The sequence below is a fragment of the Rickettsia endosymbiont of Gonocerus acuteangulatus genome (genome assembly GCF_964026435.1).
Lineage (GTDB): Bacteria > Pseudomonadota > Alphaproteobacteria > Rickettsiales > Rickettsiaceae > Rickettsia.
Genome location: NZ_OZ032147.1, coordinates 419,822 through 446,324, shown reverse-complemented (window position 1 = coordinate 446,324; position 26,503 = coordinate 419,822). Strand labels below are relative to the sequence as shown.

Sequence of the window (26,503 nt, the reverse complement as noted above, 5' to 3'; positions counted from 1 at the left end):
AGCTTCCTGGAGCTGACTTACGCAATTAATCAACCAAATCTTACTCTTTTGGCAAATGGTAGTGAACTTACTTTTGCTCAAACTAATTCTAGTCTAACTTTTGCTGCTCCTACTCCACAAACCGTAGCCTTTAGTGATAGTATAGATGGTTTTACTGATGGTACTAGTAACATGGTCTTAAATGGTACTCAACCTTTAACTATTCAAGGAACTACCAATACTCAAACTATAGGGGCTACTAATAAATTTAAAAATTTACAGATTATAGGAAATGTTACAGCTTCAGGTGGAGCAAATCTAATTAATATTGCCGGTTTTAATATTCTTACTGTTACTGGCGGTAGTAATTTTACAGATCAGGGTGTGACTTCATCAAATATTGCTTCTATAATTATTGGTGATGGTAATGGAGGTTATTTACTCAAGCCAGTTGCAGATTTTAATCTTAACGCCACTGGTATAGAATTTGGTAGCCAAGACTCTGAATTAGGGATTGAAGGTAATGGAACAAATATAACAGTTACTTTAAATGGAAGCTTAGACTCACGTACATCAGGTAATGGTAACATTGGATTAAACCCGGGTGTTAATGGTTCTTTAACGATAACTGGACCTGCAGGAAGTAGTTTAGGTACACAGGGACAGGGCGGCAACCTTTTAAATCAAATTGTACCATCAGGAACTGGTGATGTTACTATAACACCGGATATTAACACTGTAAAGCCTCTTCTTACAGGTTTAGTTGGTCAATTAATACTTGGAAATGTCAATACTGGTATTAATTTTGCTGTTGCAACTAATCTCACAGTAAATAATGTTACTGGAACAACTGATTTTAAAGGTCAGACAGGTGCGTTAATTCTTACAGACGGAGGTAGTTTAGCAGCAGTTACGAATAGTCAAGCTGCAGCATGTACTTTAGTTACAGCAGTAAATGGGACAATCACAGGTCCTATAAGTAATATTAACGAGGTACAAGTCAATGGTGTAGCAGATACAACTGTGGAGTTCCAACAAGATATATCAACTGTAATATTAACACTTAATAATGGTGGAACAGCTGATTTAAAAGGATCACTCACCACTACTAATGATGTGGAGTTCAACAACGGCGGTGGTATCTTACAATTCTCAGGAACAAACCCAGCCGGCTATTCATTTAACAGTGCAGTTACAAATGGTCAGAATGGAACATTAAATGCTTATACTAATTTAACATCTACCGATGCATCTATTGGAACAATAAAAACAATTAATATAGGTCAAGCAGCTGCACCAACAACACTTACTATAGCAGTTAACCAACCAGCGTTAAGTTTACTTGCTGCAGGTTGTGCTATTAATTTTAATGATCCAAGCTCAACATTATATATACAGCCAAGTCAAGCACAAACTATAACATTTAATGGTAATTTAGATGGTACTGCTGGCGGCGGAGGTATTCTAAACTTCGACGCAACTAACGGTGCTTTAACATTACAAGGTGCAACAGGTGCTGAAACTGTAGGAGCAACTAATCCATTAATATCTATAAATCTTGAAGGAGCTAATACTGTTACATTACTTGGCGGAGCTAATCAATTAAGCTTTACTAATGGTGCCGCTGCTTTAACTATTGGAGGAGGTACAACATTTGCTGATCAAAGCGTTACTTCAGCTAGTATTCCATCAATAACTATAGGAACTGTTGCAGGTGTTGGTACTTATGAACTTGATGCAGTAAATGGTAATTTTAATCTCACACCAGGCGTAACTTTTGGCAATCAACAAAACTTACGCTATGAGTAAAAAAGTGATAAATTATTGTAAAAATAATTAAACATGTCAAAGAGGATAAAGTTGCAAGCAATACCAATTAATAGGACAGATTATTGTCAATTTTTAATAGTTAGCCAAAAGAATTATAGTTTAACCTACTACGCTGAACATGCAAAGAAATGTAGTCATGATGTTATTAATAGATTTTTAAGGAATGAAAAATATACACCTTCTTTGTTATGAGAACACATCAAGAATGATGTTATTTTTTCATCTAATGGATATACAATATTTGATGATACGGTTTTAAATAAAAGGAATACGAATCAAATAGAAATTGCAAGATCGCAGTACAGTGGAGCTACAGGTAGAGTTACTAAAGGTATAGGAGTAGTGAGTCTGGTATATTATAACCCTGATATTAATAAGTTTTGGGTAATAGATTATCGAATTTTTGCACCTGATCATGATGGAGCAACAAAACTAGAACACCTATTAAACATGTTAAATAATGCTGTTTATAGCAAGAAGATTCCTTTTCAAACAGTACTTTTTGACACATGGTATTCTACACACAAAATTATGCAACATGTTGACTCTCTGGGGAAATATTATTATGCCCCTATTAAAGCCAATAGAAACGTTAGTAAAACGCACGATTCTAAACCTTATAAAGCTGTAAAAGAGTTGACATTTTCAGATGAAGAGATCAGGTGTCATTGCTAAAATAAAAGGGACCAGTAAATTGCACGAAAAAGGGACCAGAGAAGTTGGTGTGACCTAATAAGGTTAATGTGCAATATTCACTAGATAATTAAGCAAGTAAATATCTAGTGATACAATGATAAGAATAAATATGTATACAACAATTATTACCCTTTATAAACAAGGCAATAGTCAAAGGAATATTGCCAAACTAACAAGAACAGACCGCAAAACAGTACGAAAAATAATAAACCGCTATGTAGAGGCTGGTACAGAATCCCCAGCAATCTATGAACGATCTTCAGTTTTGGATTTTTGGCACGAAAAAATAATTGAGTTATTAGAAAAAAATCTGAGTTACATAAGAATTTTTGAGGAGTTAAAAAATCAAGGTTATACAAGCAGTTATACTTCTTTGACCCGTTATATCAAAAAATATAAAATTAAGGATAACAGTTGCATTCGTTTTCATACTTTAGCAGGAGAGGAAGCACAAGTAGATTTTGGTGACATAGGCTTACAGTATAATTCTAAAGGGCGTAGAGTTAAAGCATATGTATTTAATATGCGTTTAAGCTATAGTCGCCTTGATTATTATGAAGTAGTGTTTGATCAAAGTTGTCAAACATGGATTCAATGTCATATCAATGCATTTAATTATTTTGCTGGTAGTCCAAAAGTAATAAAACTTGATAATCTTAAAGCTGGAGTAGTAGATGCCAATTTTTATGAGCCAGTATATCAGAAGGAATATAAGTGCTTAGCCGATCATTATGGAATTTTACTTTCTCCTTGTCGAGTGTATCAACCGCAAGAAAAAGGCAAAGTTGAGTCGGGAATAAAATACGTTAAAAATAATTTTTTTGCTGGTCGTAAATTTGATAGATATGAAGAATTAACAAATGGTCTTGCAAATTGGTTAAATAAGGCCAATAGCCGAATACATGGTACTACTAAGAGAATACCTAGAGAACTGTTTGAGCAAGAGGAAAGAAGTAGTTTGATTCCTTTACCATTAGAAACTTTTGATTTGTCATCTTGGCATAATCGAAAAGTAGCAAAAGATTGTCATATTACCATAGATAATAATTATTACTCTGTACCAGCAAAATATATATACAGTGAGGTAATGGTACAATTGTCCCCAAAACTTGTTCAAATATTTTCTATACAAAATGATTTAATAGCAAGACACGTTAGAACAGAGGGCAAGGGGATATTTACCACTAATCCGTCTCATTATGCTAAATACAAACGTCTATGCCCAGGTTTTATAGAATATAGTGAACATTATCAACAACAAATGCAGCAGATAGGGAATAATTGCAGTTTATTATTAGAATCATTACAACAAACAAGAGTGAATGATTGGCAACGTTGTGCACGAGGTATCATTTCTTTACGTAAGGTTTACAATGATGACTTAATAGATAAAGCCTGTCATAGAGCACTACATTATGGTATAAGTTCTTACTCTAAAATTAAGAATATTTTAAATAGTAATGCAGTAAACTTACCATTACCAGAGTTTGGAGGTAATAATGCAGAACTTATTTAATGACCTACGAAGCTTTAGATTATCAGGTATAGTCAATAGTTTAAATGAAAGGATTATTTATGCTCAAAATAATAAACTAGGATTTAAAGAATTTCTATCACTATTATGTGAAGATGAAAAATCTAACCGTAAGGATAATAATTACCGTCGCCGTAAAAGTGCTGCTAAATTGCCGGTAACTAAAAATTTAGAAGACTTTGATTTTAATTTCCAACCAAGTGTTGATGCCAAAGTAATAAGTGATTTATCAACTTGTGATTATATTAATACTAAGGGAAATGTAATATTCATAGGTGATTCAGGAACTGGGAAAACTCATCTTGCCATTGGGCTAGCATTAAAAGCTTTAACACGAGAATACTCTGTATATTTTACTACGGTATCGGATATGCTTTATAATTTACATATTGCAAGAGCAGATAATAGTTATCACAAAAAGGTTAAATTACTCCTATCGTTTGATTTATTAATTCTTGATGAGCTCGGGTTTAAGCAATTGCCAAAACATTCAGTAGAAGACTTTTTTAATATTATTGCTAAACGATATGAAAATAAATCTACCATTATTACCACAAACAAGGATTTTGAAAAATGGAATGAAATATTTGCTGATGAAGTATTAACTCATGCAATTATTGATCGAGTGGTACATCATGCTCATATACTAAACATAAAAGGTAAAAGTTATCGTATTAATAACTATAAATCTGGAGGTAATATGGCATAAAAATTTTTAAATATAGTGGTTCCTTTTTCGTGCAATTTACTGGTCCCTTTTTAATTGACAATGACACAGGCATGGAGTAGAGATTCATATAAAAGGCTTTGCTAAAAATAAGCATGTTAATTTGTTTAAATTTACTGTTCCTACCAACAGAGTTGAGTATGTTGTTACCAATAACAAAACTCAAAAATCTTCTAAAGCTGCACAAGATGAGTGTGGCTTTCGATGGGTAATTGAGAGCATGCACAGAGAAATTAAGCAACTTACTGGGATAGAACGTTGTCAATGCAGGAAACAGCGTCTTCAACGTAATCATATTAGTTGTGCATTTTTAGTTTGGGCATTTCTCAAAAGGACTGCAAATACAATCGGTAAAACGGTTTACCAAATAAAGTTAGGGCTTTTAGATGACTATATGCAACAACAGCTGCGTTCTCCATCTTTACGATATTTAGAACCAAACATAGCGTAAGTTTTGTACTATAAGTAAGTAGAACAGAACCTATTTAAAATAATAAGATTTTAAATAGGTAATGATGAACAGAAAATATAGACACTTATCTCGAGAAGAGAGATATGAGATAAAAAGAATGTATGACCTAGGAGTCAGTATTAATAAGATAGCACAACATCTTACGAGGTCTAAAAGCACTATTAGTATGGAGCTAAAAAGAAATAAGGTAAAAGATAAGTATATGCCTTGTGTTGCTCAGGAAAAATATGAAAACAGGATGTATCAGCAAGAGTTATTAAAAATAGAAAAGAACCCTATGTTGTTAGATTATATTAAAAATGCTATGATTCGCAAGAAATGGTCGCCGGATGCTATAGCCGGAAAGTTAAAACTAGACAAAAATACAGCTTTGTGTATCAGTACAGAAAGTATATATAGATTTGTTTACACTTCTGCAGTAGCAGCTAAATTAAAGTTATATAGCTATTTACCTTCTAAAAGATATAAAAGGCAAGAAAGAGGGAAGAGGCGTCAAAGGATCATTATACCACAAAGGATCTCAATACATCAGCGTGATGCAATAGCTACGAAAAAGGTAGAAGTAGGGCATTTTGAGGCAGATCTTACATTTCATAAAGGTAATCAAAGTATGAATATTGGTGCACTGGTGGATAATAAAGAGTCAAAAGATTATTTTAGTGCTGAATAACTCCAAGAGAGCTACAACAGTTACCAATGGTTTTTTAAGAAAGATAAAAACTCTTCCAAATAGTGTGAGAAAGACTATTACTATGGATAATGGCAAAGAGTTTGTGGGGCATGTTGCCTATAGACTATCTGGGTTTCAAACTTTCTTTTGTGATCCATACCGCCCTAGACAAAAAGCATTAGTGGAAAAAATGAATTCTATGATTCATAGAATTTTACCTAAAAATACAGATATTACTACCGTTACACAAAGAGGTCTTGACAATGTTGCTGAGATTTAAATAACATGCCAAGAAAGATTTTTGGTTATAAAACCCCCAATGAAATTTGGGCAGAAAATTTATAGGTTTTGTTCTACTTAGTCCTTGCATTTTCAATGCTCTATAGGATTTAAATCAGGAGAGTAAGTTGGTAAATACAATATGGTACAACCAACGGATTCAATTAACTCTTTAACTTTAGAATTTTTATGAAAATTAATGTTATCCATAATAACGGTTTGCCCAGGTTGTAATTCTGTAATTAATACATCCCTAATATAAGTTTTAAAGACCTCTGTATTACAATTACCTTCAAATATTACAGGAGCAATAAGATTACCATTACAAAGACCAGCTATCATACTTATTCTAAATTTATGTTGATACACCTTTTCTCCATAACACCTTTGTCCTATAATGCTCCATCCATACTCTTTGCAAGCATTATCCTCTATTCCAGATTCATCAAGATATACTAATTTGTCTTTTGTGATGGTTTGTATCTTTGCTATAAATTCATTTCTTAATTTAATATCTCTTTTCGGATGAAAATGAGTTTTTTTATAGCTATAGCCAAGTTTTCTGATTTGTCTTAAAATAGTTACAGATGCAATATTACCCCATTGCTTTGCTAACTCCTTTGATGTTTTATTCATATTAGCTTTAAAAAATTCTTTAAAAGATTCTGAATCTTTTATCTTATGACTATGTCCTTTCTGATAACCAGTTGCTGCTTCTAAAGTACCTTGCTTATCTTTTAATTTTTTCCATTTATATATAGTATCACGACTTACATTAAATAATTTACTTACCTTACTTATTCGTATCCCTGCTTCTACAGCTTTTATAACTCTTAGTCTTAGTTCTATTGCATATGCTCGTGCCATATCTCTTTACATGCTTGTTAATATTTGCTTACTATAACATGATACTCTCGCTCTGTCAGTACCTTAATGACTTATGCTATATTGTACATCAGATTAGAAATAGTTTAAAATATGTATCATATAAAGACCGAAAAGAATTAGCGGCTGATTTAAAGCCTATTTATACTGCTAGCACAGAGGAAGAAGCACATCTTGCTTTAGAATCTTTTGAAGCTAAATGGAGTAAACAGTATCCACAAATTGCTAAATCTTGGTATGTTCATTGGGAAAATTTAATGGTTTTTCTAGGATACCCTGAGGCGATAAGGAAAGTAATATACACAACGAATAGTGTAGAATCTGTCAATAGCCAATTACGTAAGGTTACTAAGAATAAACGGGTTTTTCCAAATGATAATGCCGTTTTTAAGACCTTATATTTGGCAATTGATTATATGACCAAGAAATGGGCTATGCCGATTCCAAACTGGAACGCAGCTATGGCTCACTTTTTGATAAAATTTGAAGGTAGAATTTAAGCCCTATGAAAAATTTACACACTTAATTAGAAAAACTCAATTTTTAGTGTATAGGTTAGTGTCATCCCGTGACGGCATTGCCAGCGTGAATCATTTTCCCCTGTCATCCCGTGATTTATGAACTAGAGCCAGCTAAAAAATATTAATAAAATTAGTATTTTTTATTATTTTCTGGATCTAGTTAGCAAGCAACTAGATGACACTTATCAGACATTAAATCTCTTTTGGGTATATTCCCCGCCGCTTGCGGCGTAATATGGCGGAATGAGCAAATATATACATAAAAGTCATAATGTTACGGTACTGCTGTATCACATGGTATTTCCAGCAAAATATCGCCGAGCAGTGTTTGACGTATCAGTTGATCAAGTATTACGAGAAATATGTTTAGAGATAGAAAAGAGATATCAAATAAAATTTTTAGAAATAGGGGTTGATGAAGATCATGTCCATTTTTTGGTACAATCTGTACCAACCTATAGCGTAACAAAAATAGTAACAACAATTAAAAGTGTTACAGCTCGTCAAATATTTAGACAGTGTCCACAGGTAAAGAAACAATTATGGGGTGGAGAATTTTGGACTGATGGATATTTTACGAGTACGGTAGGTAAGCATGGAAATGAGAATATGATAGGAAAATACGTAAAAAACCAAGGCAAGGAATATCAGAAACTGCATGAGGATCATCAGCTAGCTTTCTTCTAAAATACCCCGCTGCTTGCGGCGGGGATTACTTTTATTCTAAAATGAACTATATCCCCATCCTGCATTTTATATTCTTTACCTTCTAGCCTCATTTTTCCCACTTCTTTGGCTTTTGCTTCGCTACCGAGATTTATATAATCTGCGTAACTTATTACTTCTGCTCTAATAAAACCTTTTTCAAAGTCGGTATGAATAATACCTGCAGCACCAGGTGCAAGCGTACCATCTTTAAAAGTCCAGCTATGTGCTTCTTTCGGACCTATCGTAAAAAAGCTTTTAAGATTTAAGAGATTATATCCCTCTTTAATTACTTGACTTAAACCAGTTTCCTTGAGATCAATACTATTTAGAAATTCTTTTTTCTCTTCCTCATCTTCAAGCAAAGCAATATCTGCTTCTATTTTTGAGGAAATAATAACACTTTTAGCCTCTTCTTTTTTTGCTTGTTCTGCTACTAATTTTGTAAACTCGTTACCACTTGCTGCATCCTTTTCAAGTACATTACACACATATAGAACAGGCTTAGAAGTAAGTAGCTGTAACTGCTTTAGATTATCAGTTCCTAAAGTTTTATTTAGCACTCTTACAGGTTTACCATCGGCTAACACTTTATGAACTTCTTTTAGTTCTGCTAAAGTCTTATCGCCTGATTTCAAACGTTTTTCGCTTGTAGCTAATCGTTTTTCCACCGATTCTATATCGGCAAGTATTAACTCCATCTCAATTATTTCAAGGTCATGAATCGGATCAACCTTATTATGTACGTGCGTTACATCTTCATTCTCAAAACAACGTAACACATGCAATATTGCGTCTACTTCTCTAATATTTGACAAGAACTTATTACCAAGCCCCTCCCCTTTGCTTGCACCTTTAACAAGACCCGCAATATCGACAAATTCGATATAAGATGGTATAATTTTTTTACTTCCTACAAGTGCGGCAAGCTTGTGTAAACGCTCATCAGGTACTGAAACAACGGCACTATTTGGCTCAATCGTACAAAACGGATAATTAGCAGCTTCAGCTGCCACGCTTGCCGTTAAGGCATTAAATAACGTTGACTTACCAACATTCGGCAAACCCACAATGCCTAATTTTAATGTCATAAATCTTTCCTTAAATGATATGAAACTGAATCTTTTTCATAGCCGTGTCTTGTAAATTCTAGCTTATATCCTAATTTTTCATAAAATGGTTTAGCCTGAAAATCCATAGTCGATAAAACAACAAAATTACAGCCACGCTCACGTGCCAATTCTTCAGCTTTTTCCATTAACATGCTTCCATATTTTTTGTTTCTATGATTTTCATCTACAAACAATGAAGTAATATACACACCACCCCAAAGGCTTATCCCTTGCATACCGGCAATAAAGTTTTTATCTTGGTCTAAACATGAGAAAGAAAAAGATTTTAAATCACCCGTTAAACCTTTCTTTTCTCTTGCGTCTTTACTAAAGGCATCCCAAATTATAGCTGAATAGGCTTTATCCATTTCTTCGGCATATATAATTTCAAAATCTTGGGTCATAATTTTATTTTTAGCTAATTTGGTATTTTTAACTTCACATTGTCATCCTGTGGCTTGTCCACGGGATCCAGTACTTAAAAAGCTAAATACAGCAAATTTTAAAATTAAAAGCTCGATTTTTCTCGCTTTTTTCTGGATTCTAGTTCCCAAGCCACGGGATGACACCGGACACTATTTCATGAGATTGCTACATCGATGCTACGCATCTCCTCGCAATGACAATCAAAATACTTAAACCATCTTACCTTTAAACTCTTCTAATTTATTTTCTAATATCAAATCAAAGTTATCGGTTATTTTATCTATAGCCTGCTCTGCTATCGTATATTCAGATTTAGAGAAGTTACTGAGTACATAATCAGCTACATCCTGACTATTTTGCGGTCTACCAACACCAATTCTAATACGGTGATAATTATTTCCTATAATTCCATCAATGGATTTTAAACCGTTATGTCCACCATTTCCACCACCAGTTTTAAACTTTATTTTACCTAATTCTAAATCAATATCATCATGAATAACAAAGATTTTTTCAAGAGGAATATTATAATATGTTTTTACTGCTATCACGGACTTGCCGGATAAATTCATATAAGTAGTAGGTTTTATGAATATTAGCTTCTGCCCACTATTAGTACTTTCAGCAATTTCGCAATGAAATTTTTTCTTTACGCTAAATGATGCATCGCATTGTTTTGCTATATTTTCTAAAGCAATAAAGCCAATATTATGCCTTGTATGCTCATACTCTTTACCTGGATTACCAAGACCAATAATAAGCATCATAATATATATACTCGTTTTATTTGAAAAATTTTAAAGATACATATGGTTTGAAATAGAATGGGGATGTGCGTATTTGTTCTTGTGCGAATCTTACTCCTATGTGGTCATTTCCGCTTAAGGCTTGCCCCGCATGGGTTCAAAAGCACCCTAAGGTAGTTATAGTTGCTTGGGAACTAGATCCAGAAAATAATAAAAAATACTAATTTTATTAGTTTTTTTAACTGGATACCTTGGACAAGCCGGTCTTATTGTATGACTCCTCCAATGTCATTCCCAGCAACGGTGGGAATCCAGAAAAAATAAATACAAACGCAGTAAGATTTTAAAATTAAAAGCTTAGGTATCTCGCTTTATGCTGGATTCCCGCCTCTGCGAGAATGACATATAAGGCATTTTTCGAGCCATACAACAACGCTTTTAGTTAGCAATAAAAATATTTTACTTCGCTGCTTCAGCTGGTTGCTCACTTTCAACTTCGGTTTTTGCACCTCTACGTCCTATTATAGTTGCAAGCACAAATTCTTTTTCTGTAGTAAAGCTACAACCTTCTGGTAGTTTTACTTTTGAAGATTTTAATGAAGTAGCAATCGGCATATTAGTAACGTCAATAGTTACGTTTCTTGGGATATTATTAACATCACATAATAAAGTAACTCTTCTTTTTACTATATTGAAATACCCACCTCTTTTAACGCCTAATGCTCTTTCTTTACCCTCATAAACTACAGGAACTTCCATTTTTTGGGTTTTATCTTCTAAAAAGACAAAATCGACGTGACGTACTATATCTGTAACAGGATGTAATTCTACAGCTTTCGGTAGCACTTTATATTGCTTACCATCGATTTTTAAACTAATTAGCTGAGATATAAAAGCCGGCTTTCTATAATATTTTGTTATTTCTTTTTCTTCTAAAGAAATACTAACTGGGGTTTTCTTTGCCCCATAAATAATAGCAGGAACACGCCCTTCTCTTCTTAAGGCTCTTGCTGCACCCGTACCAAATTCATTGCGAGACTTTGCTTCAAGTTCTAATATTTCACTCATTATTTCAACACTTTAAACTTTATAAAAAGGTTATAATAGTACTAATTAATCTAAAATTCAAGATATATTTATAATTACTCTATGCCTACAAATTTATGAGTTTGTACTGACAACCTAGCACCACTTTCTAACACTAATTTTACTGCTAATTCGTTATTTTCTTTATTAAGCTCTTGATCACCCTGATCCATAGGCTGAACAAAAACCGGTATATTGTAAGCAGTTTGCCCTACTTCAGGTATTAAGCTATACTCTAAAGTATTTTTAGCAACGATAAATTTTACAGCACTAATTTTAGGCAATAAATCTTCTCTGATTTTGCTATAGCCGTTTTTACCTGCTTTAGGCGAGCATATTATAGATACTTTATCCGGCAAAGAACGATATAACGTGCCGTTAGTTTCTATCTGCACCTTAAAATCTTGTTCTAATAATTTTTGGCACAATAATTCTATAGGTTGACGCATCGGCTCACCACCTGTTATCACTACTAACTTAACTGATTGCTCGTTTTTAGAATTTAAAGCAAGCAAGTTAACCTTAGATAAAATATCATCTATTTTGATTGTTTCGAAAGTTTCAAATTCTGTATCGCAAAAATCGCATGCAAGGTTACATCCTCCAAGCCTAATGAATATAGCAGGAACACCTACAAATATTCCCTCACCTTGAATAGTCTTAAAAATAGACTGCACTTGTAATTGCGTCCCGTCACCTTTAAATATTCCTCTTTTAGGATTTTGCCCAAACATTATATTTAATAAATAAGTATTAATCTTAGCAATTATAACATATATTATAAAAAACATCTTGCAATAAATCGTAAAAAAACTATTATGTAGCTTCTAATCGGTAACGTGGCTTTGGTATGCCTAAAATAATATTACCGACGAATCTTGTAAATACCAATTAAAGGAAAATCATGCCTAAATTAAAGACAAAATCTGCTGTAAAAAAGCGTTTTAAACTTACTGCTAGTGGTAAAGTGGTTGCATCTCAAGCAGGTAAAAAACATTTTATGCGTCGTCGTACTAAAGCTCAAATTCGTAACTTACGTGGAACCACGATCCTTTGTGATCAAGATGGATATAACATCAAAAAATATTTTCTTCCATATGGTACAAATTAATTAAGGAGCTAAAAAATGACACGTGCAAAATCAGGAAAAATTTCCAAAAATCGACATAAAAAAATCCTCAAACTTGCAAAAGGTTATAGAGGTAGAGCTAGTACTTGTTTTAGAGTAGCTATTGAGAAAGTAGAAAAAGGACTGCAATATGCTTACAGAGATCGTAGAAATCGTAAGCGTGATTTCAGAGGTCTGTGGATTCAAAGAATAAATGCAGCGGTAAGAGAGCATGGTTTAGTATATTCTCAATTTATGGGTGCTCTTAAAAAAGCTCAAATCGATATAGATCGTAAAGTCCTTGCAGAACTTGCTGTAAATAACAATGAAGGATTTGCAAGTATCGTAGAACAAGCAAAGGCACATATTTAATATAGACAACGTCATTGCGAAGCCACTTTGTTGCTGAGGCAATCTCAGGATTTTTTCACTAGATTGCTTCGTCAAAACTTATAGTTTTTCCTCGCAATGACATTTATTTCATTATAAATAATTAATTTTCGTTTGGTATAAATATTATGAAGCGTACATTTCAACCTAGTAATTTAGTAAGAAAAAGAAGACATGGTTTTAGAGCTAGAATGGCTACTGCCTCTGGAAGAGCAATTTTAAGAAACCGTCGTGCTAAAGGCAGAAAAAAACTATCCGCATAAATAATAATCTGACCTATTCAATTGTTTATCACCTCTTTAAAAAATCAAAAGGAATTTGAGCTTATAAATAAGCTTGGCAAAAAATTTCATGAAAAATATTTTATTTTGGTGATAGCAAAGAACATCCCAAAAATCTTTCTTGAATCAAAATATAATATCTTTCTTGGAATAAAAGTTAGCAGAAAGCTAAATAAAAAGGCTGTAGTACGTAATAAAATTAAAAGACGTATAAAACATCTTATTAGGCTTATTTGTAGCAATTCTAACCTTAAAAAGCTTGCTATGATAATTATTCCAAGAAAGGGCTTTGATACAGTAGACTTTTCAGTATTAAATCATGAATTGAACAAAGCAATTTTAGATTTTTACAATTCAAAAAAATAACGCAATGAATTTTGTAACAAGCATGAAAGCAGAGCAATAGTACCGGACAGTTTTTATTCTATGTCATTCCCGCTTAAGGCTTGCTTGCGTGGATACCAAATCGTCTGAGCTACGCGACTGCAAGGAACGTGGCAATCCAGAAAAAAATAATAAAAAATGTTATAAAGTTAGCATTTTTTACTGGATTGCTTCGTCAATTATAGCATAAATCATTAAGATACTGACAATTTAATAGTATTAAAAACAGCATCATAAAATGTTTCAAAATCTTCTACAACTTTCCTAATTTCATTTTTTATCTTAAACCAGTAATGCTCTATAGGAATAAAAGTAATCCCCGCCGCAAGCAGCGGGGTATTTTAGAAGAAAGCTAGCTGATGATCCTCATGCAGTTTCTGATATTCCTTGCCTTGGTTTTTTACGTATTTTCCTATCATATTCTCATTTCCATGCTTACCTACCGTACTCGTAAAATATCCATCAGTCCAAAATTCTCCACCCCATAATTGTTTCTTTACCTGTGGACACTGTCTAAATATTTGACGAGCTGTAACACTTTTAATTGTTGTTACTATTTTTGTTACGCTATAGGTTGGTACAGATTGTACCAAAAAATGGACATGATCTTCATCAACCCCTATTTCTAAAAATTTTATTTGATATCTCTTTTCTATCTCTAAACATATTTCTCGTAATACTTGATCAACTGATACGTCAAACACTGCTCGGCGATATTTTGCTGGAAATACCATGTGATACAGCAGTACCGTAACATTATGACTTTTATGTATATATTTGCTCATTCCGCCATATTACGCCGCAAGCGGCGGGGAATATACCCAAAAGAGATTTAAATCAGGAGAGTAAGTTGGTAAATACAATATGGTACAACCAACGGATTCAATGAACTCTTTAACTTTAGAATTTTTATGAAAATTAATGTTATCCATAATAACGGTTTGCCCAGGTTGTAATTCTGTAATTAATACATCCCTAATATAAGTTTTAAAGACCTCTGTATTACAATTACCTTCAAATATTACAGGAGCAATAAGATTACCATTACAAAGACCAGCTATCATACTTATTCTAAATTTATGTTGATACACCTTTTCTCCATAACACCTTTGTCCTATAATGCTCCATCCATACTCTTTGCAAGCATTATCCTCTATTCCAGATTCATCAAGATATACTAATTTGTCTTTTGTGATGGTTTGTATCTTTGCTATAAATTCATTTCTTAATTTAATATCTCTTTTCGGATGAAAATGAGTTTTGTTTATAGCTATAGCCAAGTTTTCTGATTTGTCTTAAAATAGTTACAGATGCAATATTACCCCATTGCTTTGCTAACTCCTTTGATGTTTTATTCATATTAGCTTTAAAAAATTCTTTAAAAGATTCTGAATCTTTTATCTTATGACTATGTCCTTTCTGATAACCAGTTGCTGCTTCTAAAGTACCTTGCTTATCTTTTAATTTTTTCCATTTATATATAGTATCACGACTTACATTAAATAATTTACTTACCTTACTTATTCGTATCCCTGCTTCTACAGCTTTTATAACTCTTAGTCTTAGTTCTATTGCATATGCTCGTGCCATATCTCTTTACATGCTTGTTAATATTTGCTTACTATAACATGATACTCTCGCTCTGTCAGTACCTTAATGACTTATGCTATACTTCGTAATTTCCTCGCAATGACGACTCTCAATCCACGCAACAATGCCTTCCCACAGAAGCAGGAATGACATATAATAATAACTGTCCGATACTATTGAACAAGCCACGGGATGACACAGGGGCAAAAATAATCCATGAGGGAAATGCCTTGCGAGGAGCAAAGCTTTGTTGCAATCTTATGAAATAAGGCTATAACTCCTGAGATTGCTTAGTCGAAACTTTCAGTTTCTTCTTGCAATGACGACTCTCGATCCACACAGGCAATGTTTTTGTGGGAATGATATAAAAGCCTTATTGCATAGATCAAAAAACACTTTCGGTATCATCCCGTGGCTTATCCAATAGTGCAAATAAATATAGTGATAAAGGTGGGATTCTTCTTTCACCTTTATCACTGACTATCAAAATGTTATTTCAAAACTCAAGATTTTTAGCACAACATTTATATCTGAAGTGTTGGACTATTTCTCCTTGCTAGGGTTTTTCTTAGATCGTCTTGAAAATTATTATTTCCTTGCTGCTTATTCCTATCTTGAGGTGTTTGCATAGTTTTTAATGTTTCTTGCAATTTCGGTGGAATATTAGGCATTTGAGATGACTTTGGAGCAGCCCCACCCTTGCCTGGCATTGGATGTGGTGGAGGTGGCGGAATAGGAACACCTTTCCCCGGAGGAGGAGGTGGTATAACACCAGGTTTTAGAGGTTGTGTGGCTGGATTATTAGCGATTATAGCCTTACTAGCAGCTTCTTCTTGTAATCTTTGCTCTTTTCTAAGCCTGATTGCTTCCATAGCACCTTGTTGCTGCTTATCAGCTGCAGTAGGCTCGCCTTTTAAAGCTGAAGATTGTGAGCTTTTATTAAATTGTTTCTCTCTTTCTTCAGCAGTATTTATAGTATTATGTTCTTTTTTTATGCTTTCAAGATGCTTACTAACTCCTTCTAATTCAGCGACAATTTTCCATTTTTCTTCTTTAGTAATATTAGAATTAGCTTTTTTTTCTTCAAGCTCTTTCTTTTTATTTTCAAGCTCTTTCTGCTTTTGCTTTAATTCCTCTAAACGTTTTTTGTGATTATCTATTTGTACTTTAGGTTCTTCGTTTTTAGTTACTGGAGCATCAATAGCTTGCTTTTTTTGTGCATTTTTCCAAGCTAACTCTTCTGCAAAAGTATTAAATTTTGGCTTTTCTACTGGTTGAGTTCTTACCGGCTGAATCCCTATTTCTGCTTGTTTGAGATCCTGAAAATTTGTTTCAGAAGCCAAAGGAATGCTTTTAGTATCAGGTATTTCTGGATCAACTTGTTGTACTTTTGCGGTAGTTTCTTTTATTTGATTATGAAGATCTACCACTGAATTTGCTTTTCTTAGTTCTTGTTCAGGATTATTATAATAATTTTCTAAATCCTGTTTTAGATAATCATACGTTGCTTTAATAGAGGTTACTTTAGTGTCAAAACTTGCTGCAATTTGAGCTGCTAATTTTAAAGATTGCTCTGACCCCCCTTTAGGCTGAATCACAAGTTTACTTTTTTCTCCTAAAAACCATTTTGACAAAATATTTGGTTTATAAACTTGTATTTCTACCTCTGCATTACCTGCTTTAACTGATATACTACCCTCATAACCTGTGAACTTATTAAGCCATGTTTTTGGTTGTTTATGTTCTGCAGTTATATTATTTCCTAGATTAGAAAAAACTTTGTTTATATCTGTTTTTGCTGTTAAAAAATCATCTAGTTTTTTAAAAGTTTTATCATTTTGTGAACTTATACCGGCTATTTCATAACCAGTAGCAATTTGTATAAAATTTAATTCAAAAGGCTCTGCCTTTATTCCATTATAAATATTTTCTAAGAACTCATTGCTAAAATTTTTACCACTCTTAATTCCTTGCAATTTACTTTCTGTATTTAAACCTTCTAGTTGATCCTTAAACTGATCAATTGTCCATTTATCTTTTACGCTAGGATTATGAAGATTAGTATTAAGACCTACAGTAGCGTAAGCTGATATAAAAGCTGCGTCTGCATGATTTATGTCAGTAGTAGTATTTTGCTCATAATATTTAGAGGCAAAACTTTCAACCAACCTATCTATTTTTTGAGCCTCACCTGGTAATTTAAAAGCCTTTAAAAACTCTCTTAAACTTTTCAAATAATTTTTATCTTTAAAATCAAATTGTTTAACAAAACTATCCAATACTTTTTTATTATCTTCCCCATCTGTTCCAAGATAATCCCCAACAGCTACTAAATCTAAATTATTTTTTTCCTCACGAAAAAATTTAGCTGTCTCTTCTGCAAAATCTTTATTATTACTAGCACACCATTCTTTAATCTTACTGATTCCATCTTTAGGTTTATCATTAAATGAACTTATTACTTCTCTTTTTATTAAGGGGTCCATAACTATCTCTCATAAGTTAATTATTATTAATCTTTAATATAGCTATTTAATAGCTTCAACGCAAGCAAAAGTCGCTATTTTTAATATTTCACTTGCTGAAGCTGTGGCTTGCAGGATTTGAACAGGCTTTTCAAAACCATTTGTTATAGGACCTATAAAACTATTTGAAGAAAACTCTCGAAGCAGTTCAGTAGAAATAGCTGCAGAGTTTAAACCTGGCATAATAAGCACGTTAGCAGGACCAGATAACCTACAAAATTTATATAATTTACGTAAGTTAGAATCTAAAGCAACTTTAACTGACATTTCGCCATCATATTCAAAATCTACCTCCATATCATTAAGCTTTGCTTTATCTTCACTAAAATTGTCTAATATATTTACTGCTTCACGAATACGAGCTGTTTTTTCCTTAGAAGAATTGCCAAAACTTGAAAATGAAAGAAGTGCAACACGTGGGACAATTCCCATATCCTTAGCTATTTCTGCTGTTTGAGCTGCTATTTCTGCAAGCTCGTGACTATTTGGATATTCAGTAATACAATTGTCAGAAATAATAATATTATTATCTTTTGCAATCATGATAGAATAACCCAAAATTCTACGATTAGGCTTTCGTGAAATGACTTTTAATATATCTTCTAAACTATCAACATAGCTTTTTGTCACCCCTGTTAAAAGTGCATCGCCATCACCGCAAGCAAGCATACAAGCGGCGAAAATGTTCTTATCTGTTTTAACCAGCTTAGCACAATCTCGGTATAAATAACCTTTGCGTTGGAGCCTTTTATATAAATAATCAATATATATCTCTAACTTATCAGTTAAAGCAGCGTTCATTATGGTAATACCATCTAAACTAATATTCTGCCCTAATTGCTTTTTTAGCTTTGCTTCAATTCTCTCAATGCGACCGATCAAGATAGGGTTCCCATATTTCTCATCCCGCATCATTATTGCCGCAACGATTACTTCTTCTTCTTCTCCTTCAGCAAAAATAATACGTTTTAGAGGTGCATTATGGATTTTTTCAGATAAGAAATTCATATAGTTAGAGGTAGGGTTTAGTCTACTTTCTAATTCTTTTTTATATTTATTGAGATTAAAATCAGAAATTTTAGCGACATCGCTATCTAGTGCTGCTTTAGCTACCGCTATCGGCACTACTGTAATTAAACGGGGATCAAATGGAACAGGGATAATATATTCATTACCAAAAATCATCTTGCGACCGGCATATGCCTTATATACCTCCTCCGGCACAGGCTTGCGAGCAAGTTCTGCTATAGCTTTTGCTGCTGCTATTTTCATTTCTGTGTTGATGGTCTTAGCTCTAACGTCTAATGCTCCCCTAAAAATATAAGGAAAACCCATAACGTTATTAATCTGATTATTATAATCAGAACGACCTGTTGCTATAATCGCATCATTACGAACTTGCTTTATCTCCTCAGGCGTAATTTCCGGATCAGGGTTAGCCATAGCAAAAATAATTGGATTATTTGCCATTTTGCTAACCATCTCTTTAGTTACTGCACCTTTTACAGATAATCCTATAAATACATCCACATCTTTTAATGCTTCTTCTAAAGTTCTAAGCTCCGTGCTATTTGCATGAGCCTCTTTCCATTTATTCATACCCTCCGTGCGACCCTGATAGATAACACCTTTAGTATCGCATAAAATAATTTTTGATTTATCCGCTCCAAGAGCAATCAATAGATCAATACAAGCAATAGCGGCAGCACCCGCACCATTAACCACTATTTTTAAATTCTCTAGCTTACGGTTAGTAATATAAGCGGCATTTATTAGCCCTGCTGCTGTGATAATTGCCGTTCCGTGCTGATCATCATGAAATACTGGTATATCCATTAAAGATTTTAGCTTCTCTTCAATAACAAAACACTCAGGAGCTTTAATATCTTCAAGATTAATTCCGCCGAAACTATAACCAAGATATTTTACAGCATTAATAAACTCTTCTGGATCATTAGTATCAACTTCCAAATCAATTGCATCGATATCGGCAAATTTTTTAAAAAGTACCGCTTTACCCTCCATCACTGGCTTTGAGGCAGCAGCTCCTAAATTACCAAGACCAAGCACGGCAGTACCATTAGAAATCACAGCAACCAAATTCCCACGTGCAGTGTATTTATACATTTCATCAGTACTTTTAGCGATCTCAAGACAAGGAACCGCAACACCTGGAGAATAAGCCAGCGATAAATCATGCTGCGTAACAAGCGGCTTAGTCGCAGAAATAGCAATTTTACCTGGCTTATTTTTTTGATGATATTCAAGTGCTTCAGTGTAATTTATTTTGTTCATTTTATCCATTTTTTAGATATTCCTGTTTTGTTTTATTTATTAATCGTGGCGTACTCCATGTCATTCCCGCGTAGGCGGGAATCCAGCATAAAGCGAGATAAATCGAGCTTTTAATTTCAAAAATTTGCTGTATTTAGAATTTTTTCCTGGATTCCCGCTTTTGCGGGAATGACAGTTACCCCATCACATACATAATAATTGATATAGTCACTACCGAGAAGAAAGTTGTAAATGTTATAATCGATGCCATCGAATCAGGATTGCCGCCAAGCTGGCGTGATAAAACATAAGCAGTGCTTGCACATGGCAGTGAGCTATATAATATCCCTACAGATCTATCTATTCCGCTAATTGACATCATCCATAGCACTACTACACTTACTAACGGAAAAGCAATTAATTTAATAAAGCTCGTAAATACTATGCTATGTAAAAGCTCTTGTCTAATAGTAAAATTAAGCCCTGCCCCAACATTTAACATACCGATTGCTAAAGCAGCATTAGAAAGACTATCTAAAGTTTTCTTAAGACCTAAATGTAGTTCAAGGTTTGAATAATTAAAAACAAATCCTACTAAGCTTGCAATAATTAGCGGGTTGCGTACGATTAGCTTGATCATTAAAACAATACTAGTTCTAATGGTAGTAGTGACCGACTTATCAGGAACATAATATGCAAAAATCATTACCGATAAAATATTGGTGATGATAATCATATAAGAAGAAATAACGGCAACAATAGAAAGACCACTAGGACCAAGTAAGGGACTCGCTGCTCCAAAAAAAATGTAGCTATTATAGCGAATCGATCCTTGAAAAATAGAAGTGAATTCTATTTTATCAATATTATATTTTCTTTGATAAATTATTAGACCTAAAGTAATAAGAAGAGTAGAAATAATAAGAGCGATTACTAATTTAATTATTGATGTAACGCTTAAATCAGCTGTAGAGATATAGTTAAAAAGCATTGCAGGAAACAATACAAAATAAGATAATTTCTCTATGCCACGCCAAAATTCTTCTAAAGTTAGCCATTTATTTTTTATAATACTACCAAGTAAGATAATTAAAAAAATCGGCAACGTACTGCAAAAAATATCATTCATTTGTTAATAATTTATACTTTTAGTATCTACCGCAAGTCCTGTCATCCCGTGGCTTGTCCACGGGATCCAGCATAAAACGAGATAACCTAAGCTTTTTATATTTGTACTTTTTATTACTGGATCCCGTAGACAAGCCACGGGATGACACCGAAGACACTTTTTAACCTGCACAACAATTTTTACGCAGGAAACATAGCTCTTCTATAACTTCTCTTCAATCAACTTCATAGTTTCGTTTATACCATAAAGCTTTATGAAAGTGCCAAGCCTTGGACCATCGCTTTGCCCAAGTAATATCTGGTATAAATCTTTGAAATAATCACGCAAATTTTCATATCCGGCTTTCATTCCGATATCATAAATTCCTTTTTGGATGCTTTCAGCTTCTATTTGCTCAGGCAAACTTTTTAGCATATCTAAAATATCTTGCAAAATAGCTTTATGCTTTTCAGACGGAGCTAAATATGATTTATGTGCTTTAACAAAATCATTATAATATCTTATAGCAAATTCTGCTAAGTGGTCAAGATAAGGACTATTATTTGGCGTAGCTTTTGGTTCATATCTGCTAATAAAACCCCAAAGTACCGACTTATCGGATGGATTACACACAGAAGTTAGGTTCAATAATAGCGAGTAAGTAATACCAAAAATCTCAATTTTAGGCACATTTCCATGATGAATATGATAAACCGGATTTGCAAAACGTTTTGATCTATCTTCTTCTAAATGATATTTTTGATTAAAGGTAATATATTCATCAACATTTTTAGGAATTACATCGAAAAATAACCTTTTAGCCCTAGTAGGGTTTTGATACATAAACAAAGCCATACTTTCAACAGGGGCATATTTAAGCCAATCATCAACGCTAATACTATTGCCTTTTGACTTTGATATTTTTTCACCATTTTCGTCTAAGAATAGCTCATAACATAATTGCACCGGCGGTTTTCCACCTAAAATTCGGCAAATCTCTGAGTAAAGTCTACCATTTGCTAAGTGATCTTTTCCATACATCTCATAATCGACTTTTAAAGCTGCCCAACGCATACCAAAATCTGGTTTCCATTGCAATTTACAATGCCCTTTTGTCACCGGCACTTCTATTGTCTCACCGTTTTCATCTTTATAGGTTATTGTACCAAGTTTTGCATCCCACTTATGTATAGGTACTTGCAGAACTTTACTAGTTTTCGGACAAATAGGCATAAAAGGCGAATAGGTAGCTTTCCGCTCTTCTCTAAAAGTTGGTAGCATCAGCTCCATTATCTCATCATATTTCTCAAGTACCCTTATCAGCATTTCATCAAACATTCCTGCTTTATACATTTTCGTACTGCTGTAAAATTCATACTCGAAGCCAAATTTATCAAGAAATGAGCGAAGTTTTGCGTTCATATAATGCCCGTAGCTCTCACATTCACCGAAAGGATCAGGGATAGAGGTTAGTGGCATATCCATATATCTGGCTACCATTTCAGGATTTGGGATATTGCTTGGTACTTTACGAAGCCCGTCCATATCATCAGAAAAACAAATTAGCTTAGTTGGAATATCAGATAATTGTTCAAACGCTTTCTGCACCATTACCATACGGGCATTTTCACCAAAAGTCCCAATATGCGGCAGCCCTGATGGACCATAGCCTGTTTCAAACAATACATAACCTTTTTCAGGCACTTTGCCGTTTAAGCTATCTAGTATTTTTTTAGCTTCTTCAAAAGGCCAAGCTTTTGACTTTATTGCATCTTCCAAAATTTCCGACATTTATTTTTCTTACACTTGTAATTAATTATCAGTGACAATATACTATATTTAATTAATTGTAAAATTTAATTGTCATTCCCAACAATGGTTTGTTGCATAACTCTTATGTCATTCCCGCGTAGGCGGGAATCCAGCATAAAGCGAGAAAATTGAGCTTTTAATTTTAAAAACTTGCTATGTTTATGCTTTTTTTTTCTGGATTCCCGCTTTCGCGGGAATGACATTGGAACCATACAACAATGCCAGCTTGTCCACGAGATGACAAGTGTGCAATGCCTCCACAGGATGGCACTGTTTGACAATACAAAAACTATAAAATAAAACTATGCTATTTAATACCATTATAAACTACATAAGAAAAGACAGCTATAAAATGCTGCATATAGGCTTAATTGCGATTTCCGTAATAGCTCTTGCTACAGCCTACTTTGCTGAGTATATATTGCATTACGCCCCCTGCCCTTTATGCGTTTACGAAAGATTCCCTTATCTAACATTAATAAAAATTTGTCTAACTGCTTTAATTATAAGGCAATTAAGCAAATATACTTTAATATTTATTTTCTTAACACTTCTTAGCTCCTACATATTATCAACCTATCATAGTATGGTAGAGCGAGGAATAGTTCAGCCAAGCAGCCTTTGTTCATCTATGATTCGTTTCCCAAAAGGCTTATCTATCGAGCATATTAGACAGATGCTTTATTCACAGCCAATAACTTCCTGCACCAAACCGGCAATTAAAATCCTTAGTATTTCTATGACCGAGTATAATTTACTATTAAACTTGGGACTTTTAATTGGTTTATTAATTGTTTGGCTTTATCCTAAAGAATCTTCACTATAAACTTTTACCCTAACATCTTTTTCAATTCTCTCATAGAAAAAGCCGGTGGTTTTAGGTAGTCTTGTACTACCTTACCATTATTTAAAACTATAAGTCTTTTTCCGTAATTTACAGCATCATCCAAATTATGTGTGATCATTACGGCAGTTATTTTACGCTCATCAACAATCTCTGCCGTTTTTTTCATTACCTCATGCGAAGCTTTAGGATCAAGGCTTGCAGTATGTTCATCTAAAAATAATATTTTAGGCGGATGAGAAATAGCTAGTGCCAGCAATATAAGCTGTTTCTCTCCACCGGAAAAATTACTAAGCGGCTGCGTTAGACGTGATAAAAAACGCTTAGATTTCGATAAACCGATAAGCTCTAATACTTCCACATCTGTTTTACGCTCATTTGCTGGAAAGCGGCTTTCCCATAAAGTAATATTTTCTTCTAATGTTAACTCCGAAAATAATCTGTCTTCTGCTTTTTGAGTTATAGTTAGTAATATATTAGCTTTTTGCGATTGCGGTAATTTATCAATTCGCATTTGATCTAAAAACACCTGCCCGCTAGTCGGCTTTAAATAACCTGCTAGAATTTTGGTTAAAGTAGATTTACCACTGCCGTTAGTTCCAAGTAATACAACAAACTCTTCTTTGGCAATGTTTAAAGTAGTTTCCGATATTATCGGCTCATTACGCTCTTTTACTTTAAACTGCACTTTCTCGGCATATAAATAAGGTTTCATACATTCTCTCTTTTCACAGAACGAAGCGAAATAAATAGCACCATTCCTAAGATAAGCTTAAGATTTATAGGATCAATACCGATGCGGAGTAAAATACTTAAAGTGATAAAGTAAAATAATATACCTATAAAACAGGAAAATATTTCTTTAAAGGTATCAAAACTGTTATTGTGAATTAGGATATGTCGCCCTATAACGATCGCACCGATACCAACAAGTGCTACCCCAAAACCCATATTAATATCGGCAAAACCATTTACTTGTGCCGATATAGTACCAGTTAATGCAGCAAGTGCGTTACTTATGCTAAGCCCAAGCGTACGATAGAATTCGGCAGGCTTTCCTAAAATAGCAAGCAAATCTTTATTAAACCCAAATGCTCTAAGCCTTAGACCTAGTTGCCCTTTTAATAAAACTATTACTGCAAATATCACAATAATATTTGTTATGATCAAAGATAATAACCAATTTTCAGTATTAAATATAGTTAGTAAGCTCGGCATCCCAAGAGTCGATATGTTAGGACGCTGCATAATCTGCAAATTAACCGAATAAAGCATAAAGCTGGCAAGTATTCCCGATGTAAGGCTGTTAACACGGTTATTCTTCTGCATAAAGCTTACTATAACACCGATAACACTCCCTGCTATTACGGCAAGTATTAATGCCGGAAATAGTCCAAATGAAATAAACCTAGCAAACACTACCGCACCTAATAAATATGTTCCATCTACAGTCAAATCGGTAATTTTCAAAATCCTGTAGCTAATATACATGCCTAAAATAAGCGGCAACATTATCAAAGATTGCTCAAGAGTGATAAATAAAAGATTCATTATATTACTCTTCCAACTCTTTTCTGTTAAAAGGAAAATTCGCTAAATTTTCCTTAGTAAGAATTTTTTGTTTGATAAAGGATTTGAGATTAACAAATAAAGTTAGCTCATACATATTTTGAAACGGAATATCTTTAGGGGCTATTGATTCTAAAATTTGCTTTGCCTGATTGCCTACTTTGAAGCCTATATCTTTTTCTCGTACCCCTACCGCAATGGTTGCTCCGCTAATTACCGACCCTTCATCCGAGGCAATAATAGGAATATCCCGTTTAAAGGCTTCTTGCTTTAAAATATTTATACCACTAACTATTAAATGATCTTTTAAAATCACAAAGCATTGTGTATTTTCGGGAGCGTTCTTTACAGCTACTGATAAGTCATTTAGGTTCTGTACCATTTTAAGATTTAATGAGATATTATTTTTCTTTACATATCTTTCCATTTCTTCTACTTCCGGTATAACTTTCTCGCTACTGCTGTAAATTAAGGTGATATTTTGTAGGAAAGGAAGTTTATTGATAATATCGGTAATTTTTATTTCATCATTAACACCAGTAACCAAGGGAAGATTTCTATTATCAATCTTAGCTGCCGCACAAACAATCGGTTTATCAGAGACATGAGAAATTACAGTTTGACAAGCAGATGTACCAATCGGAATTATTACGTCAATATCTTGATCTTTAATTTGTTTTATAATAGCAAGTAAAATATTAGAATCGGCATGGGCATTTTTCATTATAATTTTTGCATCTATAGCTTTAAGTGATTCTTCAATGCCTGCTACGATCTGAGTCATTGCTTCATGCTCAAGCGGAACAATAACAGCGACGTTTTTTTGAGTCGCATAAACTGATAAAGTGAAAAATAATGAAAATAAAAGAGAGAAAACTCTTAAGAAAATATTAAGGAATGACATTTTAATATCCTATATTAAGTTATAATTTAATAATTGAGCAGTGGGC

Annotated in this window: 30 protein-coding genes and 1 pseudogene; 16 read left to right on the top strand and 15 right to left on the bottom strand. The window is 33.6% G+C overall.

From position 1 onward, the window contains the following. Nucleotides 1-48: 48 nt before the first annotated feature. The 8 genes from AAGD55_RS02765 to AAGD55_RS02730 all read left to right on the top strand — a co-directional run bounded on the left by AAGD55_RS02765 (nucleotide 49) and on the right by AAGD55_RS02730 (nucleotide 6,188). Entirely contained in the window at nucleotides 49-1,788 is a 1,740-nt protein-coding gene (locus AAGD55_RS02765) for a hypothetical protein (protein ID WP_341792055.1), read from the top strand. A gap of 33 nt (nucleotides 1,789-1,821) precedes the next feature. Next, complete coding sequence (locus AAGD55_RS02760; RefSeq protein WP_341792054.1) at nucleotides 1,822-2,001, top strand: hypothetical protein; 180 nt, start codon at nucleotides 1,822-1,824, stop codon at nucleotides 1,999-2,001. 6 nt (nucleotides 2,002-2,007) lie between these two features. Next, complete coding sequence (locus AAGD55_RS02755; protein WP_341792502.1) at nucleotides 2,008-2,484, top strand: transposase; 477 nt, start codon at nucleotides 2,008-2,010, stop codon at nucleotides 2,482-2,484. 130 nt (nucleotides 2,485-2,614) lie between these two features. Further along, complete coding sequence (gene istA / locus AAGD55_RS02750; protein WP_341790850.1) at nucleotides 2,615-4,021, top strand: IS21 family transposase; 1,407 nt, start codon at nucleotides 2,615-2,617, stop codon at nucleotides 4,019-4,021. Then, the gene (istB, locus tag AAGD55_RS02745) at nucleotides 4,005-4,748 is read left to right on the top strand and encodes an IS21-like element helper ATPase IstB (RefSeq protein WP_341790851.1); all 744 of its coding nucleotides are present in this window, start codon (nucleotides 4,005-4,007) and stop codon (nucleotides 4,746-4,748) included. The genes istA and istB overlap by 17 nt, the downstream gene beginning before the upstream one ends. Nucleotides 4,749-4,869: 121 nt before the next feature. Then, the gene (locus AAGD55_RS02740; protein ID WP_341792053.1) at nucleotides 4,870-5,217 is read left to right on the top strand and encodes a hypothetical protein; all 348 of its coding nucleotides are present in this window, start codon (nucleotides 4,870-4,872) and stop codon (nucleotides 5,215-5,217) included. Between the two features lie 61 nt (nucleotides 5,218-5,278). Next, complete coding sequence (locus AAGD55_RS02735; protein WP_341792052.1) at nucleotides 5,279-5,908, top strand: IS30 family transposase; 630 nt, start codon at nucleotides 5,279-5,281, stop codon at nucleotides 5,906-5,908. Beyond that, nucleotides 5,859-6,188, top strand: a complete 330-nt coding sequence (locus AAGD55_RS02730; protein ID WP_341792051.1) for an IS30 family transposase — start codon at nucleotides 5,859-5,861, stop codon at nucleotides 6,186-6,188. Before AAGD55_RS02735 ends, AAGD55_RS02730 begins: the two co-directional genes overlap by 50 nt. Nucleotides 6,189-6,280: 92 nt before the next feature. Here AAGD55_RS02730 and AAGD55_RS02725 read toward each other — a convergent pair whose 3' ends face one another. Next, nucleotides 6,281-7,054, bottom strand: coding sequence for an IS630 family transposase (locus tag AAGD55_RS02725; RefSeq protein ID WP_341792050.1), 774 nt, complete (start codon nucleotides 7,052-7,054; stop codon nucleotides 6,281-6,283). Nucleotides 7,055-7,092: 38 nt separating this feature from the next. On the opposite strand from AAGD55_RS02725, the gene AAGD55_RS02720 reads away from it, so the two are divergent. Next, nucleotides 7,093-7,572: a transposase gene (locus AAGD55_RS02720; protein ID WP_341792049.1), complete on the top strand. Its 480-nt coding sequence runs from the start codon at nucleotides 7,093-7,095 to the stop codon at nucleotides 7,570-7,572. A gap of 264 nt (nucleotides 7,573-7,836) precedes the next feature. After that, complete coding sequence (tnpA, locus tag AAGD55_RS02715; RefSeq protein ID WP_341790826.1) at nucleotides 7,837-8,280, top strand: IS200/IS605 family transposase; 444 nt, start codon at nucleotides 7,837-7,839, stop codon at nucleotides 8,278-8,280. On the opposite strand, the gene ychF is transcribed toward tnpA (AAGD55_RS02715), so the two are convergent. From ychF to AAGD55_RS02690, 5 genes are all read right to left on the bottom strand, one after another. Beyond that, nucleotides 8,277-9,389, bottom strand: a complete 1,113-nt coding sequence (gene ychF, locus AAGD55_RS02710) for a redox-regulated ATPase YchF (RefSeq protein WP_341792048.1) — start codon at nucleotides 9,387-9,389, stop codon at nucleotides 8,277-8,279. The genes tnpA (AAGD55_RS02715) and ychF overlap by 4 nt on opposite strands. Beyond that, complete coding sequence (locus AAGD55_RS02705) at nucleotides 9,386-9,814, bottom strand: GNAT family N-acetyltransferase (RefSeq protein ID WP_341792047.1); 429 nt, start codon at nucleotides 9,812-9,814, stop codon at nucleotides 9,386-9,388. The genes ychF and AAGD55_RS02705 overlap by 4 nt, the downstream gene beginning before the upstream one ends. Before the next feature lie 231 nt (nucleotides 9,815-10,045). Further along, on the bottom strand, nucleotides 10,046-10,603 hold the full coding sequence (pth, locus tag AAGD55_RS02700) for an aminoacyl-tRNA hydrolase (protein ID WP_341792046.1): 558 nt from the start codon (nucleotides 10,601-10,603) through the stop codon (nucleotides 10,046-10,048). 438 nt (nucleotides 10,604-11,041) lie between these two features. Next, on the bottom strand, nucleotides 11,042-11,650 hold the full coding sequence (locus AAGD55_RS02695) for a 50S ribosomal protein L25/general stress protein Ctc (RefSeq protein WP_341792045.1): 609 nt from the start codon (nucleotides 11,648-11,650) through the stop codon (nucleotides 11,042-11,044). A gap of 74 nt (nucleotides 11,651-11,724) precedes the next feature. Further along, nucleotides 11,725-12,402 (bottom strand): 7-carboxy-7-deazaguanine synthase QueE, encoded by a 678-nt coding sequence (locus tag AAGD55_RS02690; protein WP_341792044.1) that lies wholly within the window; start codon nucleotides 12,400-12,402, stop codon nucleotides 11,725-11,727. A 170-nt stretch (nucleotides 12,403-12,572) separates the two neighbouring features. Here AAGD55_RS02690 and rpmI point away from each other — a divergent pair, with 170 nt between their 5' ends. The 5 genes and pseudogenes from rpmI to rnpA all read left to right on the top strand — a co-directional run bounded on the left by rpmI (nucleotide 12,573) and on the right by rnpA (nucleotide 13,813). Continuing rightward, nucleotides 12,573-12,779: a 50S ribosomal protein L35 gene (gene rpmI / locus AAGD55_RS02685; protein WP_011477530.1), complete on the top strand. Its 207-nt coding sequence runs from the start codon at nucleotides 12,573-12,575 to the stop codon at nucleotides 12,777-12,779. A 15-nt stretch (nucleotides 12,780-12,794) separates the two neighbouring features. Next, the gene (gene rplT, locus AAGD55_RS02680; RefSeq protein ID WP_341788223.1) at nucleotides 12,795-13,148 is read left to right on the top strand and encodes a 50S ribosomal protein L20; all 354 of its coding nucleotides are present in this window, start codon (nucleotides 12,795-12,797) and stop codon (nucleotides 13,146-13,148) included. Nucleotides 13,149-13,154: 6 nt separating this feature from the next. Then, nucleotides 13,155-13,249, top strand: a pseudogene (locus AAGD55_RS12320) (DNA-binding protein); the annotation flags it as partial. Nucleotides 13,250-13,294: 45 nt separating this feature from the next. Beyond that, entirely contained in the window at nucleotides 13,295-13,429 is a 135-nt protein-coding gene (rpmH, locus tag AAGD55_RS02675; protein WP_011477532.1) for a 50S ribosomal protein L34, read from the top strand. Between the two features lie 21 nt (nucleotides 13,430-13,450). Continuing rightward, nucleotides 13,451-13,813 carry a ribonuclease P protein component gene (gene rnpA / locus AAGD55_RS02670; protein ID WP_341792043.1) on the top strand — a complete coding sequence of 121 codons (363 nt, stop codon included), beginning with the start codon at nucleotides 13,451-13,453 and terminating at the stop codon, nucleotides 13,811-13,813. Between the two features lie 359 nt (nucleotides 13,814-14,172). Here the strand turns inward: rnpA and tnpA (AAGD55_RS02665) are convergent, their stop codons facing one another. The 6 genes from tnpA (AAGD55_RS02665) to AAGD55_RS02635 all read right to left on the bottom strand — a co-directional run bounded on the left by tnpA (AAGD55_RS02665) (nucleotide 14,173) and on the right by AAGD55_RS02635 (nucleotide 23,119). After that, nucleotides 14,173-14,616, bottom strand: coding sequence for an IS200/IS605 family transposase (tnpA, locus tag AAGD55_RS02665; protein WP_341790826.1), 444 nt, complete (start codon nucleotides 14,614-14,616; stop codon nucleotides 14,173-14,175). A gap of 9 nt (nucleotides 14,617-14,625) precedes the next feature. Then, a protein-coding gene (locus tag AAGD55_RS02660; protein WP_341792042.1) for an IS630 family transposase occupies nucleotides 14,626-15,421 on the bottom strand; the annotation gives its coding sequence in 2 pieces (ribosomal slippage) (nucleotides 14,626-15,093 and nucleotides 15,095-15,421; 795 coding nt in all). Nucleotides 15,422-15,945: 524 nt separating this feature from the next. After that, complete coding sequence (gene ralF, locus AAGD55_RS02655) at nucleotides 15,946-17,907, bottom strand: T4SS guanine nucleotide exchange effector RalF (protein WP_341792041.1); 1,962 nt, start codon at nucleotides 17,905-17,907, stop codon at nucleotides 15,946-15,948. A gap of 42 nt (nucleotides 17,908-17,949) precedes the next feature. Then, nucleotides 17,950-20,250 carry an NADP-dependent malic enzyme gene (locus AAGD55_RS02650; RefSeq protein ID WP_341792040.1) on the bottom strand — a complete coding sequence of 767 codons (2,301 nt, stop codon included), beginning with the start codon at nucleotides 20,248-20,250 and terminating at the stop codon, nucleotides 17,950-17,952. Nucleotides 20,251-20,416: 166 nt separating this feature from the next. Continuing rightward, nucleotides 20,417-21,349 (bottom strand): AEC family transporter, encoded by a 933-nt coding sequence (locus AAGD55_RS02645; protein ID WP_341792039.1) that lies wholly within the window; start codon nucleotides 21,347-21,349, stop codon nucleotides 20,417-20,419. Between the two features lie 201 nt (nucleotides 21,350-21,550). Beyond that, nucleotides 21,551-23,119 carry a lysine--tRNA ligase gene (locus tag AAGD55_RS02635; RefSeq protein ID WP_341792037.1) on the bottom strand — a complete coding sequence of 523 codons (1,569 nt, stop codon included), beginning with the start codon at nucleotides 23,117-23,119 and terminating at the stop codon, nucleotides 21,551-21,553. A 325-nt stretch (nucleotides 23,120-23,444) separates the two neighbouring features. On the opposite strand from AAGD55_RS02635, the gene AAGD55_RS02630 reads away from it, so the two are divergent. After that, nucleotides 23,445-23,966, top strand: a complete 522-nt coding sequence (locus AAGD55_RS02630; RefSeq protein WP_341792036.1) for a disulfide bond formation protein B — start codon at nucleotides 23,445-23,447, stop codon at nucleotides 23,964-23,966. A gap of 4 nt (nucleotides 23,967-23,970) precedes the next feature. Here AAGD55_RS02630 and AAGD55_RS02625 read toward each other — a convergent pair whose 3' ends face one another. Genes AAGD55_RS02625 through AAGD55_RS02615 form a run of 3 tightly spaced genes read right to left on the bottom strand, consistent with a single transcriptional unit; the run spans nucleotide 23,971 to nucleotide 26,457 of the window. Further along, complete coding sequence (locus tag AAGD55_RS02625) at nucleotides 23,971-24,699, bottom strand: ATP-binding cassette domain-containing protein (RefSeq protein ID WP_341792035.1); 729 nt, start codon at nucleotides 24,697-24,699, stop codon at nucleotides 23,971-23,973. Continuing rightward, a complete protein-coding gene (locus tag AAGD55_RS02620; RefSeq protein ID WP_341792034.1) occupies nucleotides 24,696-25,535 on the bottom strand; it encodes an ABC transporter permease subunit in 840 nt (279 codons plus the stop codon). The genes AAGD55_RS02625 and AAGD55_RS02620 overlap by 4 nt, the downstream gene beginning before the upstream one ends. Before the next feature lie 4 nt (nucleotides 25,536-25,539). Next, nucleotides 25,540-26,457, bottom strand: coding sequence for an ABC transporter substrate binding protein (locus AAGD55_RS02615; protein WP_341792033.1), 918 nt, complete (start codon nucleotides 26,455-26,457; stop codon nucleotides 25,540-25,542). Nucleotides 26,458-26,503: the final 46 nt, after the last annotated feature.

Bases quoted from the DNA above. Each gene is read 5' to 3' on its own strand.
- AAGD55_RS02760 (WP_341792054.1), top strand. From the start codon at position 1,822: ATGTCAAAGAGGATAAAGTTGCAAGCAATACCAATTAATAGGACAGAT.
- istA (WP_341790850.1), top strand. From the start codon at position 2,615: ATGTATACAACAATTATTACCCTTTATAAACAAGGCAATAGTCAAAGG.
- istB (WP_341790851.1), top strand. From the start codon at position 4,005: ATGCAGAACTTATTTAATGACCTACGAAGCTTTAGATTATCAGGTATA.
- AAGD55_RS02735 (WP_341792052.1), top strand. From the start codon at position 5,279: ATGATGAACAGAAAATATAGACACTTATCTCGAGAAGAGAGATATGAG.
- AAGD55_RS02725 (WP_341792050.1), bottom strand. From the start codon at position 7,054: ATGGCACGAGCATATGCAATAGAACTAAGACTAAGAGTTATAAAAGCT.
- AAGD55_RS02720 (WP_341792049.1), top strand. From the start codon at position 7,093: ATGATACTCTCGCTCTGTCAGTACCTTAATGACTTATGCTATATTGTA.
- tnpA (WP_341790826.1), top strand. From the start codon at position 7,837: ATGAGCAAATATATACATAAAAGTCATAATGTTACGGTACTGCTGTAT.
- ychF (WP_341792048.1), bottom strand. From the start codon at position 9,389: ATGACATTAAAATTAGGCATTGTGGGTTTGCCGAATGTTGGTAAGTCA.
- AAGD55_RS02705 (WP_341792047.1), bottom strand. From the start codon at position 9,814: ATGACCCAAGATTTTGAAATTATATATGCCGAAGAAATGGATAAAGCC.
- pth (WP_341792046.1), bottom strand. From the start codon at position 10,603: ATGATGCTTATTATTGGTCTTGGTAATCCAGGTAAAGAGTATGAGCAT.
- AAGD55_RS02695 (WP_341792045.1), bottom strand. From the start codon at position 11,650: ATGAGTGAAATATTAGAACTTGAAGCAAAGTCTCGCAATGAATTTGGT.
- AAGD55_RS02690 (WP_341792044.1), bottom strand. From the start codon at position 12,402: ATGTTTGGGCAAAATCCTAAAAGAGGAATATTTAAAGGTGACGGGACG.
- rpmI (WP_011477530.1), top strand. From the start codon at position 12,573: ATGCCTAAATTAAAGACAAAATCTGCTGTAAAAAAGCGTTTTAAACTT.
- rplT (WP_341788223.1), top strand. From the start codon at position 12,795: ATGACACGTGCAAAATCAGGAAAAATTTCCAAAAATCGACATAAAAAA.
- rpmH (WP_011477532.1), top strand. From the start codon at position 13,295: ATGAAGCGTACATTTCAACCTAGTAATTTAGTAAGAAAAAGAAGACAT.
- tnpA (WP_341790826.1), bottom strand. From the start codon at position 14,616: ATGAGCAAATATATACATAAAAGTCATAATGTTACGGTACTGCTGTAT.
- ralF (WP_341792041.1), bottom strand. From the start codon at position 17,907: ATGGACCCCTTAATAAAAAGAGAAGTAATAAGTTCATTTAATGATAAA.
- AAGD55_RS02650 (WP_341792040.1), bottom strand. From the start codon at position 20,250: ATGGATAAAATGAACAAAATAAATTACACTGAAGCACTTGAATATCAT.
- AAGD55_RS02645 (WP_341792039.1), bottom strand. From the start codon at position 21,349: ATGAATGATATTTTTTGCAGTACGTTGCCGATTTTTTTAATTATCTTA.
- AAGD55_RS02635 (WP_341792037.1), bottom strand. From the start codon at position 23,119: ATGTCGGAAATTTTGGAAGATGCAATAAAGTCAAAAGCTTGGCCTTTT.
- AAGD55_RS02630 (WP_341792036.1), top strand. From the start codon at position 23,445: ATGCTATTTAATACCATTATAAACTACATAAGAAAAGACAGCTATAAA.
- AAGD55_RS02625 (WP_341792035.1), bottom strand. From the start codon at position 24,699: ATGAAACCTTATTTATATGCCGAGAAAGTGCAGTTTAAAGTAAAAGAG.
- AAGD55_RS02620 (WP_341792034.1), bottom strand. From the start codon at position 25,535: ATGAATCTTTTATTTATCACTCTTGAGCAATCTTTGATAATGTTGCCG.
- AAGD55_RS02615 (WP_341792033.1), bottom strand. From the start codon at position 26,457: ATGTCATTCCTTAATATTTTCTTAAGAGTTTTCTCTCTTTTATTTTCA.